This is a genomic window from Leisingera sp. JC11 (assembly GCF_040704725.1).
Taxonomy (GTDB): Bacteria; Pseudomonadota; Alphaproteobacteria; order Rhodobacterales; family Rhodobacteraceae; genus Leisingera.
Window position 1 is genome coordinate 206792 of the sequence record NZ_JBFCVS010000006.1, and the last position, 14062, is coordinate 220853.

18 protein-coding genes are annotated in these 14062 nt (G+C 65.8%); 6 read left to right on the plus strand and 12 right to left on the minus strand.

Annotated elements, in window-relative coordinates:
• The first annotated feature begins 61 nt into the window (after positions 1-61).
• Both AB1A62_RS09110 and AB1A62_RS09115 read left to right on the plus strand, forming a co-directional pair.
• Positions 62-664, plus strand: coding sequence for a pyridoxamine 5'-phosphate oxidase family protein (locus AB1A62_RS09110; RefSeq protein ID WP_366661188.1), 603 nt, complete (start codon positions 62-64; stop codon positions 662-664).
• 154 nt (positions 665-818) lie between these two features.
• Positions 819-1856 (plus strand): PAS domain-containing sensor histidine kinase, encoded by a 1038-nt coding sequence (locus AB1A62_RS09115; protein ID WP_366661189.1) that lies wholly within the window; start codon positions 819-821, stop codon positions 1854-1856.
• Between the two features lie 65 nt (positions 1857-1921).
• Here AB1A62_RS09115 and AB1A62_RS09120 read toward each other — a convergent pair whose 3' ends face one another.
• The 5 genes from AB1A62_RS09120 to pyk all read right to left on the minus strand — a co-directional run bounded on the left by AB1A62_RS09120 (position 1922) and on the right by pyk (position 4971).
• Positions 1922-2314 (minus strand): ester cyclase, encoded by a 393-nt coding sequence (locus AB1A62_RS09120; RefSeq protein ID WP_366661190.1) that lies wholly within the window; start codon positions 2312-2314, stop codon positions 1922-1924.
• Positions 2315-2513: 199 nt separating this feature from the next.
• Entirely contained in the window at positions 2514-2879 is a 366-nt protein-coding gene (rplT, locus tag AB1A62_RS09125; protein WP_008557989.1) for a 50S ribosomal protein L20, read from the minus strand.
• Positions 2880-2894: 15 nt separating this feature from the next.
• Positions 2895-3095: a 50S ribosomal protein L35 gene (rpmI, locus tag AB1A62_RS09130; RefSeq protein WP_366661191.1), complete on the minus strand. Its 201-nt coding sequence runs from the start codon at positions 3093-3095 to the stop codon at positions 2895-2897.
• Between the two features lie 118 nt (positions 3096-3213).
• Positions 3214-3435: a hypothetical protein gene (locus tag AB1A62_RS09135; RefSeq protein WP_366661192.1), complete on the minus strand. Its 222-nt coding sequence runs from the start codon at positions 3433-3435 to the stop codon at positions 3214-3216.
• Between the two features lie 90 nt (positions 3436-3525).
• The gene (gene pyk, locus AB1A62_RS09140) at positions 3526-4971 is read right to left on the minus strand and encodes a pyruvate kinase (protein ID WP_366661193.1); all 1446 of its coding nucleotides are present in this window, start codon (positions 4969-4971) and stop codon (positions 3526-3528) included.
• 118 nt (positions 4972-5089) lie between these two features.
• Between pyk and AB1A62_RS09145 the strand changes: the two genes are divergently transcribed.
• The 3 genes from AB1A62_RS09145 to AB1A62_RS09155 all read left to right on the plus strand — a co-directional run bounded on the left by AB1A62_RS09145 (position 5090) and on the right by AB1A62_RS09155 (position 6624).
• A complete protein-coding gene (locus AB1A62_RS09145; protein WP_366661194.1) occupies positions 5090-5827 on the plus strand; it encodes an N-formylglutamate amidohydrolase in 738 nt (245 codons plus the stop codon).
• A gap of 158 nt (positions 5828-5985) precedes the next feature.
• Positions 5986-6225, plus strand: coding sequence for a DUF6868 family protein (locus tag AB1A62_RS09150; RefSeq protein ID WP_366661195.1), 240 nt, complete (start codon positions 5986-5988; stop codon positions 6223-6225).
• A gap of 84 nt (positions 6226-6309) precedes the next feature.
• Positions 6310-6624: a DUF1244 domain-containing protein gene (locus AB1A62_RS09155; protein WP_366661196.1), complete on the plus strand. Its 315-nt coding sequence runs from the start codon at positions 6310-6312 to the stop codon at positions 6622-6624.
• Between the two features lie 210 nt (positions 6625-6834).
• Here AB1A62_RS09155 and AB1A62_RS09160 read toward each other — a convergent pair whose 3' ends face one another.
• Both AB1A62_RS09160 and AB1A62_RS09165 read right to left on the minus strand, forming a co-directional pair.
• On the minus strand, positions 6835-8016 hold the full coding sequence (locus tag AB1A62_RS09160) for a CoA transferase (RefSeq protein WP_366661197.1): 1182 nt from the start codon (positions 8014-8016) through the stop codon (positions 6835-6837).
• A gap of 190 nt (positions 8017-8206) precedes the next feature.
• Positions 8207-8695, minus strand: coding sequence for a helix-turn-helix domain-containing protein (locus AB1A62_RS09165; protein ID WP_366661198.1), 489 nt, complete (start codon positions 8693-8695; stop codon positions 8207-8209).
• Positions 8696-8767: 72 nt separating this feature from the next.
• On the opposite strand from AB1A62_RS09165, the gene AB1A62_RS09170 reads away from it, so the two are divergent.
• Positions 8768-9592, plus strand: coding sequence for a dienelactone hydrolase family protein (locus tag AB1A62_RS09170; RefSeq protein WP_366661199.1), 825 nt, complete (start codon positions 8768-8770; stop codon positions 9590-9592).
• Between the two features lie 34 nt (positions 9593-9626).
• Here the strand turns inward: AB1A62_RS09170 and AB1A62_RS09175 are convergent, their stop codons facing one another.
• From AB1A62_RS09175 to dgcA, 5 genes are all read right to left on the minus strand, one after another.
• Positions 9627-10463 (minus strand): polyhydroxybutyrate depolymerase, encoded by an 837-nt coding sequence (locus AB1A62_RS09175; RefSeq protein ID WP_366661200.1) that lies wholly within the window; start codon positions 10461-10463, stop codon positions 9627-9629.
• Between the two features lie 166 nt (positions 10464-10629).
• Positions 10630-10866 carry a hypothetical protein gene (locus AB1A62_RS09180; RefSeq protein ID WP_019294968.1) on the minus strand — a complete coding sequence of 79 codons (237 nt, stop codon included), beginning with the start codon at positions 10864-10866 and terminating at the stop codon, positions 10630-10632.
• A gap of 509 nt (positions 10867-11375) precedes the next feature.
• Positions 11376-11936, minus strand: a complete 561-nt coding sequence (locus AB1A62_RS09185; RefSeq protein WP_366661201.1) for a hypothetical protein — start codon at positions 11934-11936, stop codon at positions 11376-11378.
• A gap of 184 nt (positions 11937-12120) precedes the next feature.
• Entirely contained in the window at positions 12121-12981 is an 861-nt protein-coding gene (locus AB1A62_RS09190) for a D-amino-acid transaminase (protein WP_366661202.1), read from the minus strand.
• A gap of 10 nt (positions 12982-12991) precedes the next feature.
• Positions 12992-13957, minus strand: coding sequence for an N-acetyl-D-Glu racemase DgcA (gene dgcA / locus AB1A62_RS09195; RefSeq protein WP_366661203.1), 966 nt, complete (start codon positions 13955-13957; stop codon positions 12992-12994).
• Between the last annotated feature and the right edge of the window lie 105 nt (positions 13958-14062).

Consider the following 14062-nt stretch of genomic DNA (forward strand, 5'->3'; position numbering starts at 1 on the left):
CGAAATTGGCCCCATCGCCCCAAAAGGGCAAGATAAAACGCAACCAAAAGGAGACAGGCCGATGCAGACACTCACCACCACCGATGAGCTTGAAGAGATCTACGGCGCCCCGGTGCCGCAGTCGCTGACAAAGGTCACCAGCCGTCTGACGCCGCTGTACCGCGACTGGATCGGGGCGTCGCGGTTCCTGGTCCTGTCCACCATCGGGGCCGAAGGCACCGACGCCAGCCCGCGGGGCGACGACGGCCCGGTGGTGCATATGGCGGACGACCGGACCCTCTGGCTGCCCGACTGGCGCGGCAACAACCGCATCGACTCCCTGCGCAACATCGTCCGCGACCCGCGCGTCAGCCTGATGTTCATGGTGCCGGGCTGCAACAAAGTGGTGCGGGTCAACGGCACCGCCGTGCTGACCGCGGACGAGGGCCTGCGCAGCCATTTCGCCCGCAAATCCCTGCTGCCCGCCACCGTCGCGGTGATCACCATCCAGGAGCTCTATTTCCAATGCGCCAAGGCGCTGATGCGCTCGCGGCTGTGGGACCCGGACGCTGACCGCCCCGCCGTCCCCACCGCAGGCCAGTTCCTGAAAGAGCAGGAGGCGGCGTTCGAGGCCGAAGCCTATGACTCCGGCTATGCCGAATACGCCAAGTCCAGGATGTGGTAGGCGCCGCGGAAGGCGGCGGCCGCGGCACGCAGCTGATGCACGCAGAGGATGCGTTTTCCCGCCGGTCCAACACCTTGAGGCTTGCCAGACACTTTGCGGCATGTGCAGAATGATCCGCCGACGCTGCTCATGGACCGCGCCTATGCCTACTCAAATGGACCGCACCAGCCTGACCTGGAAGGTCACGCCTGATCTGCTGGGCGTGGTCGACGCCTCCGGCGTCTTCATGGACACCAACCCGGCCTGGTTCCGCACCCTCGGCCTGCTGCCGGAGGAAATCGAGAGCCGCCAGTTCTTCGACTTTCTGCACCCGGACGACATGTCCCGGACTGAGGCCGCCTTTGAACGGGTCAAGCACGGCGAGCCGGTCCTGCAGTTCGAGAACCGCTACCGCCACAAGGACGGCAGCTACCGCTGGCTGTCCTGGAACGCGGTGCCGGAGGGCGAGCGCTTCTATTGCAACGCCCGGGATGTGACCAAGGCCAAGGAGCAGGAGCTGCACCTGGCCACCCGCGAGCAGGAGGCCCGCTTTCGCGAGCAGTTCATCGCGGTGCTGGGCCACGACCTGCGCAATCCGCTGTCGGCGGTCGGCGCCGCGCTGCGGCTGCTGGAGAACGAGCCGCAATCGGCCAAGGCGCTGGAGATCCTGGCCCTGGGCCGCCAGTCCGTCACCCGCATGTCGGCGCTGATCAACGACATCCTCGATTTCGCCCGCTCGCGCCTGGGCGACGGCATCGAGGTTGAACGTTCGGCCAGCACAGGCCTGCGTCCGGTGCTGGCGCAGGCGGTCGAGGAGATCCGGCTGGCGAACCAGACCGCCCCGATCACCGAGAACTACAGTTTCGCCGACCCGCTGAACTGCGACACCGACCGCATCGCGCAGCTGGTTTCCAACCTCCTGTCCAACGCGGTCACACACGGCACGCCGGGAAAACCTGTAACTGTGGCCGCTGGCGATGACGGCAGCGATTTCGTTTTGTCGGTCGCCAACCAGGGGGACCCGATCCCGGAAGGCACAATGGCCCTGCTGTTCGAGCCTTTCACCCGTTCCGGCACCCGCGAGTCGCAAAACGGGCTTGGCCTCGGCCTCTACATCGCCCAGCAGATCGCCAGGGCGCACGGCGGCCTGCTCACGGCGGAGTCGGATGAGGCGCAGACGGTCTTCACCCTGCGGATGCCGCGCCAGGGCTGACCAGCGCAGGCGCGCCGGCGTTGCCGCGCAGACGAACCGGCCTGCCTTGCCGCGGCTGCCGAACCTTACCCCGAGACCTGGCGCTCGTAGTCTTCTGCGTCGAACCACCCCTGGGAGGATGTGATCTTCATGCCGTCGCCCAGCTCCCATTCCTCCCAGCCGCTCACGCTAAGCGGGTTGCCGGTCCCGGCGTGGTGGCCTGTGAATGTCCACATGTACAAAACATGGGCGCCGGCCCCGCGGATGCCATCGCAGCTGAGATGCAAGTCCGGCACATCCGCGTGAAATCCTGCGGCCATCTCGGTGAGGCCGCTGTGACCGCTCGACGGCTCCCCGCGGTTGATCACGATACTGCTGCCTGGATCATGGAAAGCCGCGACCTGCTCTGGCACTTTTGAGTTCCAAGCCTCCGTATAGCGTTGCGCAAGATCATCCAGCTGACTTTGAGAGTATGGCATTTTCAACCTCCTGCCGTGCTGAACAGGCTAACTAGCGCAGGCATAAAAGGCGGCAAGCGGCCGGCTCCCGGACCTCCAGGACGGAAGGCCGGGTGCCGCCTGACACCGGTCCAGCGCGCCCCGGCCCCGTCTGAATCCCCCAAACGCAAAAAGGCCGCCCCGATGGGCGGCCTTTTCTGAATTCGAAAGCTCCGGAGCCTTAGGCTGCCAGCGCGTCCTGTGCCTGACGGACGATCGCACCGAAGGCTTCGGGCTCGTGCACGGCCAGGTCGGCCAGAACTTTACGGTCCACTTCGATGCCGGCCAGGGTCAGGCCGTTGATGAAGCGGGAGTAGGTCAGCGCTTCGTCGTGCGAACGCACAGCAGCGTTGATCCGCTGGATCCACAGCGCGCGGAAGTTGCGCTTGCGGTTCTTACGGTCGCGGGTTGCGTACTGGTTCGCCTTGTCGACGGCCTGACGGGCAACCTTGAAGGTGTTCTTGCGGCGGCCGTAGTAACCTTTGGCTGCCTTGATGACCTTCTTATGACGGGCGTGAGTTGTGGTACCACCTTTAACGCGGGACATATCTCAGATCTCCTCTTAGCGGTCGTAGGGCATGAAGCCCTTGACGATCTTTGCGTCGGGTGCCGACAGGGTGGTGGTGCCGCGGGCATCGCGGATGAATTTCTTGGTGCGTTTGATCATGCCGTGGCGCTTGCCGGCCTGACCAGCCATGACCTTGCCGGTCGCGGTCACCTTGAAGCGCTTCTTGGCGCTCGACTTCGTCTTCATCTTGGGCATTTCCGTCTCCTTCAATGCAGGTTCGCTAGACGCGCGACTCGGCATGCCTAAGAAAGGCCGGCCGCGCGGAACAGAGCTGCCCTTTACGCAATGCTTGCACCGGGGGCAAGCGGATTCTCTAAAGAAACCGGCCGACAACCCGGAAAAACACGTCCGGGATCTCATCGACGCTGTAGCCGCCGGGATTCATCATCACCGCATAGGTAACCAGCCCGATGGCAATCAGGATGGTCAAAACCGACGCCCGCGGCGGGCGGCGCTCGCTAAGCGCGGAAATGACCGGCGGCACCGTGAAACCCGCAATGACCAGCCCCAGGATCAGCGCCAGATCCGTATCCATGAACCACGTCCCCCGTCAACACAGCAACACGGGAAATGGTAGGCGCAGGCAGCGGCATTTCAATCGCCGCCGCCTGCCCCGGCTGGCCGCTTACTCCGGATCGGTGCTGTAGATCAGCCGCTCGTCGCAGGGCGCAATGCGCAGGATGTTGGTGGTGCCCGGCACGTTGAAGGGCACGCCGGCGGTGACCACGATCTGGTCGCCCTCGGTGGCATAGCCGCCTGCCCGCGCCGCCCGCGCGGCGCTGACAACAGCGCCCTTGAAGCGGTCCAGTTCCGGCGTCATCACGCATTTGCAGCCCCAGCTGAGGCAGAGGCGCCGCGCCGTAGTACTGACCGGGGTCATCGCGATGATCGGCACGCCGGGACGCTCCCGCGCGGTCAGCAGCGCGGTGGTGCCGGACTGGGTGAAACAGCAGATCGCCTTGACCTCGGTCTTTTCCGCAATCTCCCGCGCCGCGGCGACGATACCGTCCGCCACCGTGGTGCCCTTGGCTGAGCGTGACGACGCAATGATCTGGGTATAGGTCGGGTCGGCCTCGACCTCGACCGCCACCTTGTCCATCGTCCGCACCGCCTGCACCGGGTACTGGCCCGCCGCGCTCTCGGCGCTCAGCATCACCGCGTCGGCGCCCTCATAGATGGCGGTTGCCACGTCCGAGACCTCGGCGCGGGTCGGCATCGGGCTTTCAATCATGCTTTCCAGCATCTGGGTCGCCACGATCACCGGCTTGGCCGCGGCCCGGCACTTGCGCACCAGCCGTTTCTGGATCGGCGGCACCGCCGCCACCGGCAACTCGACGCCCAGATCGCCGCGCGCCACCATGATGCCGTCGGAGGCATCCAGAATGGCCTCGAAATCCTCCACTGCCTGCGGCTTCTCGATCTTCGACAGCACCGCCGCACGGCCATCGGCCAGCGCGCGCGCTTCATAGACATCCTTGGCCCGCTGCACAAACGACAGCGCCAGCCAGTCGACGCCCAAGCTGCAGACAAATTCCAGGTCCGCCCGGTCCTTTTCCGACAGCGCCGCCAGCGGCAGCACCACGTCCGGCACGTTCACGCCCTTGCGGTTGGAAATCGTGCCGCCGGTCTCCACCGTGCAATCGGCAAAGTCCGGGCCGCAGTCATCCACCACCAGGCGGATCTTACCGTCATTGACCAAGAGGTGCGCCCCCGGCTCCAGCGCCTGGAAAATCTCCGGATGCGGCAGGCACACGCGCGACACGTCGCCCTCCGCCTCATCCAGGTCGAGGCGGAACTTCGCCCCCTCCTCCAGCTCCTCGGCGCCATTGGCAAACACACCCACCCGCAGCTTCGGGCCTTGCAGGTCGGCCAGAATCGCAATCGGGCTGTCCAGATCCTGCTCCACCTGGCGGATGATCTTGTGCTTCTCGGCGATTTCCGGGTGGCTGCCGTGCGACATGTTCAGACGGAACACATCGGCGCCCGCTTCATGCAGCGCGCGGATGGTCTCGTAGGTCTCCGAGGCCGGCCCCAAAGTGGCGACAATCTTCACATTGCGCGATCGTTTCATTGGGTTCCTCTCCTCCGGACCTGACTTATGTTACCGCAAACAGCTCGGGGTGCTTATCCCCCAATTCCCATTTCCGCGCAACTCCCGTAAAGAGATTGCGGCAAAACATATCAGGCTCATGACATATACTCCCTTTTTTGTTCACGGCGCAGACCGCCCCGCCCGCTGGCTGATCACCTGCGACCACGCAACCAACCATGTGCCGGAATTTGCCGGCGGCGGCGACCTCGGCCTCCCGCGCGAGGATATGGAGCGCCACATCGCCTATGACGTCGGCGCCTATGAGGTGTCCAAGCTGCTGGGCGAGATGCTGGACGCGCCGGTGGTGGCGTCGAATTTCTCCCGCCTGGTGATCGACCCCAACCGCGGCGAGGACGACCCGACCCTGCTGATGAAGCTTTACGACGGCACCATCATCCCGGCCAACCGCCACGCGGGCGAGGCAGAGCTGAAGGAGCGGCTGGAAGGCTGCTACCGCCCCTACCACCGGGCGCTGGCGCGGCTGGCGGAACGCCCCCGCACGGTGATCGTCTCGGTGCACAGCTTCACCCGCCAGCTGCGCGGCCGGCCGCCGCGGCCCTGGGAGATCGGCATCCTGTTCCCCGAGGGCGAACGGTTCTCGCTTTTCGTCGTGGACGAGCTGAACCGCGAGGACGGCCTGTGCGTCGGCGTCAATGAGCCTTACACCGGCTATCTGCCCGGCGACGCGATCGAAACCCACGCCACCAAGCCCGGCCGCCCCAACACGCTGATCGAGCTCAGGAACGACCTGATCGCCGAGCACAAGGGCCAGCATGAATGGGCCGAGCGCCTCGCCCGCATCCTGCCCCAGGCGCTGGAAGCCTCCGGCCTCTGACCTCGAATCTGCACCGGAATCCGGCGTGAATTCCGTCTCGGGAAACACGTGTTCTCTCGGCTGTTCCCCGCGCCGGGAAACGGCGCCGCGTTGCAGAACCGGCGCTCCACCCCCATATCTGTAACGGAAACGCGGGATTTTCCGGGAAAGGAGCAGTCATGACCCAGGAAACCCTCTCTGCCTTTTTCGGCTGGCTGACCCTGCTGCACATCGGCCTGTTCACCCTCTCCGCCGTCCTTCTGATGCTGATGCGGGACTGGGTGGCCGGCCTGCACGCCCGCATGTTCGGGCTGGCACCCGCGGATGTCAGCCTCACGGTTTACCGCTGGCTCGGCACCTACAAGATCGTGATTTTCGCCACCGCGCTGGGGCCGTGGCTGGCGCTGCAGCTGATCTGACCCTGCCGCACCCCGCCATTGCCCGCCCCCGCCGCGGCTGCTAGGCCTGTGCCAAACACCCCGCACTCACTCAGGACCCCCGCCATGGACAAGCAAACCGAGATCGAAATCCAGGCCGCCGCCTTCCGCCGCCTGCAAAAGCACCTGATGGAAGACCGCACCGATGTGCAGAACATCGACCTGATGAACATGGCCGGCTTCTGCCGCAACTGCCTGGCCCGCTGGTATCAGGAAGCCGCCAACGAGCGCGGCATCGACATGGACAAGAATGAAGCCCGCGAAATCTACTACGGCATGACCATGGAAGAGTGGAAAGCCAACTACCAGACCGAGGCCAGCGCCGAGAAACAGGCGGCCTTCGAGGTCGCGTTCAAGGAAAACGTGACCGACAAGCAGTAGGCCTTGCCCGGCGCCTGCGGGCGGATGGGCTCTGAGGCCACTAAACGCTCCCGCGCCCGCACGAAACCCCGGCCCGGGGCCGGACTTCCGGACGGCCTTGGGCCCGGCGCCGCGCTGTGCGCGGCGCCGGGCCCAACTGCGGGGGCTGCATTTTCAATGCAGGTCCGGCGGGCGGGAGCGCTCCGGTTTTGAAATGACCGGGCCGGGCGGTCAGGCCACCACGCCGCGGGACTTGAGCGCTGCGAAGGCCTCCGGCGTGATGCCGATCCCCGCCAGCACTTCGGCACTGTCGGCGCCATGCGCGCGCGGGCCGTGATCCAGCGCCGGGCTGCCGTGGCCGTAGGCGAATCCCGCAACCGCCAGTCTTTGCCCCTCGGCCTCCTGCACCGCGCCGCGGGCCTGGTAATGCGGCTCGGCCAGGCTTTCCTCCAGATGCCGCACCCGGGCCGCGGGCACGTGATGAGCGTTCAGCAGCTCCTCCCATTCCGCTGCAGTGCGGGTCAGCATCACATCTGCCAGGACTTCGGCGTCCCAGGTCTGGCGGGCGGCGATCTCTGCCCTGGGGGTATTGGCAATCGCCTCCGCCTCCGCCGGGCGGCCGACAGTGCGCATCAGCGCCGCCATCTGCTTGTTGGTATAGGCCCCGATCATCAAGGTGCCCTCCGCGGTCTGATAAGCGGCATAGCCCGCCAGCGACGGATCCCGGTTGCCATGCGGGCGCGGCCCCTTGCCGGTGTGCAGCGCCTGGCAGGTGCCGGAGTTCTGCAGCATCAGCGCCGCATCCGCCATCGCCACGTCGATATAGCGCCCCTGCCCGGTCACCGCCCGGCCGTAAAGCGCCGCCGAGATGGCCAGCGCCGCCTGCGCGCCGGTGCCGTAGTCCACCATTGCAGGCCCCACCCGCAACGGGTCCTGCCCGGCCTCGCCATTGGCGGCCATGATGCCGCTGAAGGCCTGGATCACCGTGTCGTAAGCGGGGTGCTCCGCTTTCGGCCCCTGCTGCCCGAAACCGCTGATGGCGCAGTAGATCAGGTCCGGTTTCAGCTCTGCCAGCCGCTCATAGGTGAGGCCCAGCCGCTGCACCGCTGGCAGCGTGTAATTCAGCACCACCACATCGGCCGTCTCCACCAGCCGGGCAAAGATCTCCTGGCCTTCGGAACCGGCCAGATCCAGCGCCAGGCATTTCTTGCCCGCCGCCTGGGCCTGGAACGCCAGCCCCATGCCCCGGGCATTCAGTTCCGGATCGGCGCCCTCGCCCCGGGTTAGGTCGGGCTGGGCCGCCGGCTCGATCTTGATCACCTCGGCCCCCAGCACCGCCAGCTGATAGGCCGCAAAGGGCCCGGCATACACATGGGTCAGGTCGAGAACCCGCACTCCTTCAAATGGCCGCATGGATTGTCCTCCCGGTTTCCGCAAGGCTAGTCGCGGCGGCCGGCGGTTACCGGCCCGTTTCCGCCATCGGCTGCGTCGTTTTCCTGCCGGATGCAAAGCCTGCAGGAGGGGCGCTGCCCCTCTTGGCCTGGCGGCCAATTCACCCCGGAGTATTTGCCCAAAGGTGAAAGGAGCCGGACCGGCTGCCGCCTCAGCCTCTCAGCCGCAACGCCGCGCGCGCCGGATCTACCGGCACCCCCTCCGCATCCACCAGTGCGACCCGCAGCGGTGCGCCGGTCTCCCGGTCCGCCACCCCGACCGGCGCCGCGCCGCCGGTGACATGCGCCTCCCCCCATTGGGCCAGCGCCAGAAAGGTCAGCGCAAGCCCGCGCCCGGCCTCCGTCAGCACATAGGCCTGGCGCACCCGGTCGCCGGTCTCCTGATAGGGCCGCTTTTCCAGGACCCCGCGCGACACCAGACTGTTCAGCCGGTCCGTCAGGGTGGAGCGCGGCGCCTTCAGATCCTCGCGCATATCGTCATAGCGGCAGACGCCGTAAAACGCCTCCCGCAGTATCAAGAGCGTCCAGCGGTCGCCCAGAATGCCTGCAGCCAGCGCCATCGGGCACTGCTCCTTGGGCACCAGGGCGCGGCGGCGGACGGCGGGCAGGGTTTCACGGGAATCAGAGGCTGGGTTTGACATGTGGACCCAGATAGGGGATTTCTACCTGAGTTCAAAATACAAACTCAGATTCGCAGACAGGAAGGACACCCAATGACCAAGCGCCCGCTGGACCAGGATGACACGCTGGAGGATTTCGAGCCGCGGCGGATCAGCCTCAACGATGCAGAGAAAACCGTGCATGTGTCAGGCAGCGGCCCGGCGGTGATCGTGATGGCGGAAATGCCGGGGATCAGCCCGCATGTCGCCCGCTTTGCCCGCTGGGTGCGCGATGCGGGGTTCACCGTCTACATGCCCTCGCTGTTCGGCCGCGACGGTGCCGTGGCCACGGCGGAGGACGGCGCAGAGGTGTTCCGCCGCGCCTGCGTCAGCGCCGAATTCCGCGCCTTTGCGGGCAATGGCTCCAGCCCTGTCACCCAATGGCTGCGGGCGCTGGCGCGGCTGGCGCACCAGGACTGCGGCGGCCCCGGCACCGGCGCCGTCGGCATGTGTTTCACCGGCAATTTCGCCCTGTCGATGATGCTGGAGCCCTCCATGCTGGCGCCGGTGCTGGCGCAGCCCTCGCTGCCGCTGGACAACCCCGCTGGCGTCGAAAGCCCGCCGGAGGAGCTGGCCGCCGTGCGCGACCGGCTGGAGCGCGAGGACCTCACCGTGCTGGCCTACCGGTTCCAGGGCGACGCCTTCTGCCAGGCCCAGCGTTTTGCCGCCTATGCCGAGGCTTTGGGAGACCGCTTCGACGCCCGCACCCTGCCGGACAGCGCCGCCGCCGCGGACGTGCCGCCGTTCTTTGCCAAACACGTCCCCACCCCGCACAGCGTGGTCACCGCGCATCTGGTGGATGAGGCGGGCAGCCCGACGCTGACGGCGCGGGATGAGATCCTCAGCTTCTTCAAGGAGCGGCTGACGGAGCGCGGCTGATCACACGGGCGGCGGGGCAGCCCTGCCCCGCCCCTCAGCGCTCCACCCCCTCGAACCAGTCCAGCGCCATGGCGCTCCAGCCCTTGGGCAGGCCGTGGCCGCCCTTGTGCAGGATCAGCTCCAGCCCGCCGGCATCGCAGTCCCAGCGCTTGCGCCAGATGCCGTCTTCGGTCTCATGCCCTGCGGCATTTCTGCGGCAGCTGTTTTCGCGCCGCCACAGCTGCAGCCCTTCCCAGATATCGGCCTGTATGATCTCAGCCACCGAGCCCTGGATCACCCGGCCTTCCAGCGGCACGACCTTGTCGGTGAAACCATGGATGTGCAGCAGCCGCACCGGCCCCTTGCAGTCCTGCGCCATCGGCAGCCAGAAACCGCCGGCAACCGCCGCATAGGCAGCGGCAAACTCCGGCGCCTGGCAGGCCGCATCCCACACCATCGAGCCGCCGCGGGAAAAGCCGCTGAGCAGCAGCCGGCCCGGCTCCACCCCGGCGCGGGCGGCGGCATCCGCCAGCACATCGCGCAGGAACGCCAGGTCGTTGCGCGGATAGGTGTTCCAGCCGTCGCGCACCGACCAGTCGGATGGCTTGCCCTCTTTCCAGGGCAACCCGTTTGGGGCAATCACCGCATAGCCGCGCCGGGTGAAACCCGCCACCAGCCCGGTGTTGGCAATCACCTTGGCGCCGCTGCTGCCATAGCCATGCAGGAACATCACCGCCGGCCCGCCCTGCCAGGCCTCCGGCAGGGCCATATGGTATTCACCGCCGTCAATCCGGCACGGCGTTTCGCCGCCGCACGCCGCGGCCCCCTCCGCCGCCGCAGCCGGCGCGGCCAGCAGCCCCGCTGCCAGCAGCAGCCAAATCCGGTTCAGCATCTGCGCTCCTCCCCCGTCCGGTTCACGGCCAAGCCTATCACACTCCACAGGCGCTGCTGCGGCCATGAAAAAGGCCGCCCGTTCTGGGCGGCCGCTGCAAAATGTCTTTCTTGAAAATCCCCGGACCGCCGGTCCGCAGCAGGGCGCGCACCCCCGGACGGCGCGCCTAACCGCGGAAGCGGCCCAGAAGCCGGGAGGCCAGTGCGCCAGAGGCCGGACGTTCCCGCGCCAGGAGCTTGCCAGCCAGCCACCCCCGGCTGGCAGGCGCCTCGGCATAATCGGGATGCTCCACCACTTCCGCAGTCAGAACCTGGCGTACAGCGGCCAGAATTTCCGCGTCGCTCGGCTCTGCGGCCTGGCTGTTCACGGCTTCCCCGATCTCTGGCTGGTAACACTGTTGCATCTGGAACCTCCACGGTCTGCGGCTCTGGCTGGCGGCCCCCCTGGCCGGCTCCCATCACCTGAAATCAGAGTACCGCATTCCGCCGCCAAAGGGCGCATTTTGTGTAAAATTAGTTAAAATCCTGAGCCGTACGACGGGTTTCCGGGAACAGTCGCTCACCCCGGAGCCCATTGTTGCCAAGGGCTGGAAAATACGCTGTTTGATCCGCTTTGAAACCAGGCTTTTGCGCGCTGCCGCAAAGCCCGGAACAGCGGAATTGATTCTCTTTTGAACAAAAAACCGCCCTGAAGGGCGGCCTTTCCGGTCTTCACAAACTGGCGCCCTCAGTGCCGGCGGAAAACCCGCTCTGCATTGGCGCCAAAGGATTTGACCAAAGACAGGCTGAACCGGGTGCTGTTGCCACCGGAACTGAAGTAGCTCCGGTCTGCAGACGCATAAAGATTGTAGCCTTTTGGCATCTTGGCACGCAGCCCCAAGGAAAACCCTTTGTCATCCTCATCCACTGCCCCCTATGCGCCACCCAGCGCGTAGAGCTCCGTCTGCCCGCCCAGGCCCGCCAGCCTGTACTCACCGTTCACCCTTACAACCCGGTAAGACCCGCTGCCAAGAACTTCACTCACGCCAATACCCGCCTGCCCCCAATCGGCGAAGTAGCCGTAATCCAGGGTGACGCTCTCGCTTTCACTGACAACTGGTGCAGGGTTCAGAAACTCAGACCGGTTGTAGAAATAGCCAAGGCTGATTTCATGAGCGCTGCCGATATCCCAGGCCGCGCTGAGGCTGTAGAGGGTTCCGCGGTCAGTTTCCTTGCCCAGTTCCTTGCTTTCAACCAGCCGCGTGAAATCCCGGGACAGCCCCGCGATCAGCCGGAAGCTGCCCCCCAAAAGCACCCCGGCCCGGAGCTCTGCACCCGCGCTGGCAGTGTCCAGAAACCGGTCACTTGTCCTATGGCTGACGCTAGCGGAGGCCTCCACCGCTGTCCGCTCCGGCAAAGATTGCGTTCCGGCGGTGGTTCCAGCAGCAAAGGTGAAGGCGCCGCAGAAAACTGCGGTTAGAAAAAGCTGTTTCAAAATCCGGCCCTTAAACAATGTGTCTTGCTGCAAGCCACATCCCGAAAAACACCATAAATTGCAAGACAGCCCCGCCGCACACGCAGTCAGGATCCGCAACTAATGCAAACCGGCAACAAGGCGCCAAGAAAAACGGGCTGGAAAATCCAGCCCGTTCCGCAGCTTCCAGATCCGGCAATCAGCCTCAGACCGCTTTCTTGCGGCTTTCTTCCAGGTAGATCTCGCGCAGGCGCTTGGCGATGGGTCCGGGTGTGCCGTCGCCCAGGGTGACGCCGTCGATCTCCACCACCGGCATCACAAAGGCGCTGGCGGAGGTGGTGAAGGCCTCGTCCGCGTCCTTGGCTTCCTCGATGGTGAACAGGCGCTCCTCGATTTCCATCTGCGCTTCGGCGGCCAGGCGCAGCACCGCGGCGCGGGTGATGCCGTGCAGGATGTCGTTGCTGAGCGGGCGGGTCACGATCTTGCCGTTCTTGACGTAATAGGCGTTGTTGGAGGTGCCCTCGGTCACATAGCCGTCCTCGATCAGCCAGGCATCATCGGCGCCGGCCTTCTTGGCCATCATCTTGCCCATCGACGGGTACAGCAGCTGCACCGTCTTGATGTCGCGGCGGCCCCAGCGGATGTCCTCGATCGAGATGATCTTGGCACCCTTCGCGGCAGCGGGGCTGTCGGCCAGGCCGGGCTTGTTCTGGGTGAACAGCACGAGGCTCGGCGGGGTATCGGCGGAGGGGAACACGAAGTCCCGGTCGCCGTCGGAGCCGCGCGAGACCTGCAGGTACACCAGGCCTTCCTCGATGCCGTTCAGTTCCACCAGCTTGCGGTGAATTTCCAGCAGCTCCTCCTTGGAGCAGGGCGACGCCATGTCCAGCTCCTTGAGCGAGCGGTCCAGGCGCACCGCGTGGCCTTCAAAGTCGATCAGCTTGCCGTCGAGGACAGAAGTCACCTCATAAACCGCATCGGCAAACAGGAAGCCGCGGTCAAAGATCGATACTTTGGCTTCGCCTTCGGGCAGATATTCGCCATTCACATAAACGGTACGGGTCATAGTCGTCTCCTCAGCCCCAGAGTGCAGCCACAGGCGGGTGCACGCCGTCGGCATCAAATGTCAAAGGTTCGTCGCGGTCTTCGGCCAGAAGCAGCGGCCCGTCAAGATCCGTAACCGCCGCACCCTGCGCCACAAGCGTCGCGGGCGCCATCGCCAGCGAAGATCCGACCATGCAGCCGACCATCACCTGGTACCCCTCGGCCAGCGCCTGCTCGCGCAGCTTCAGCGCCTCGGTCAACCCGCCGGTCTTGTCCAGCTTGATGTTGACCACGTCGTATTTGCCCTTGAGCTTGGGCAGGCTCTCGCGGTCATGGCAGCTCTCGTCGGCGCAGACCGGCACCGGGCGCTCCATACCGATGAGGGCCTCATCCTCACCCGCGGGCAGCGGCTGTTCCACCAGCTCCACGCCCAGGCGCACCAGATGCGGCGCCAGCTCGGCATAGACCTCTGCCGACCAGCCCTCATTGGCGTCGATGATGATCTTGGCATCGGGCGCGCCGGCGCGCACCGCTTCCAGGCGGGGCATGTCGTCGGGGGTGCCCAGCTTGATCTTCAGCAGAGGCCGGTGGGCGTTTTCCGCCGCCTGCTTCTGCATGTTTTCGGGCGTGTCGAGCGACAGCGTGTAGGCGGTGATCTCAGCCTTGGGCTCCGGCAGGCCTGCCAGTTCCCAGACGCGTTTACCGGCCTGTTTCGCCTCCAGATCCCACAGCGCGCAATCCACCGCATTGCGGGCGGCGCCGGCGGGCAGCAGCGATTGCAGCTCTTCGCGGGTGAAATCGGCGGGCAGCCCTTCGATTTCGGCGGTCACGCTGTCCAGCGTCTCGTTGTAACGGGCATAGGGCACGCATTCGCCCCAGCCGGTGACGCCGTCCTTCTCGACCCGCACGGTCAGCACCTTGGCCTCGGTGCGCGAGCCGCGCGAGATGGTGAAGACCTGCGCCAGTTTGAAGACGTCCGGGGTGACGGTGATGTTCATGAAACTGCCCTTTCCTGCGGCCCTCCGCAGGCGGCGGGCCCTGGCACGGTGCCCGGCCAACGGGGCGCCTGCCTTTTCATCTTTCCAAAAATACTCCCGCCGGAG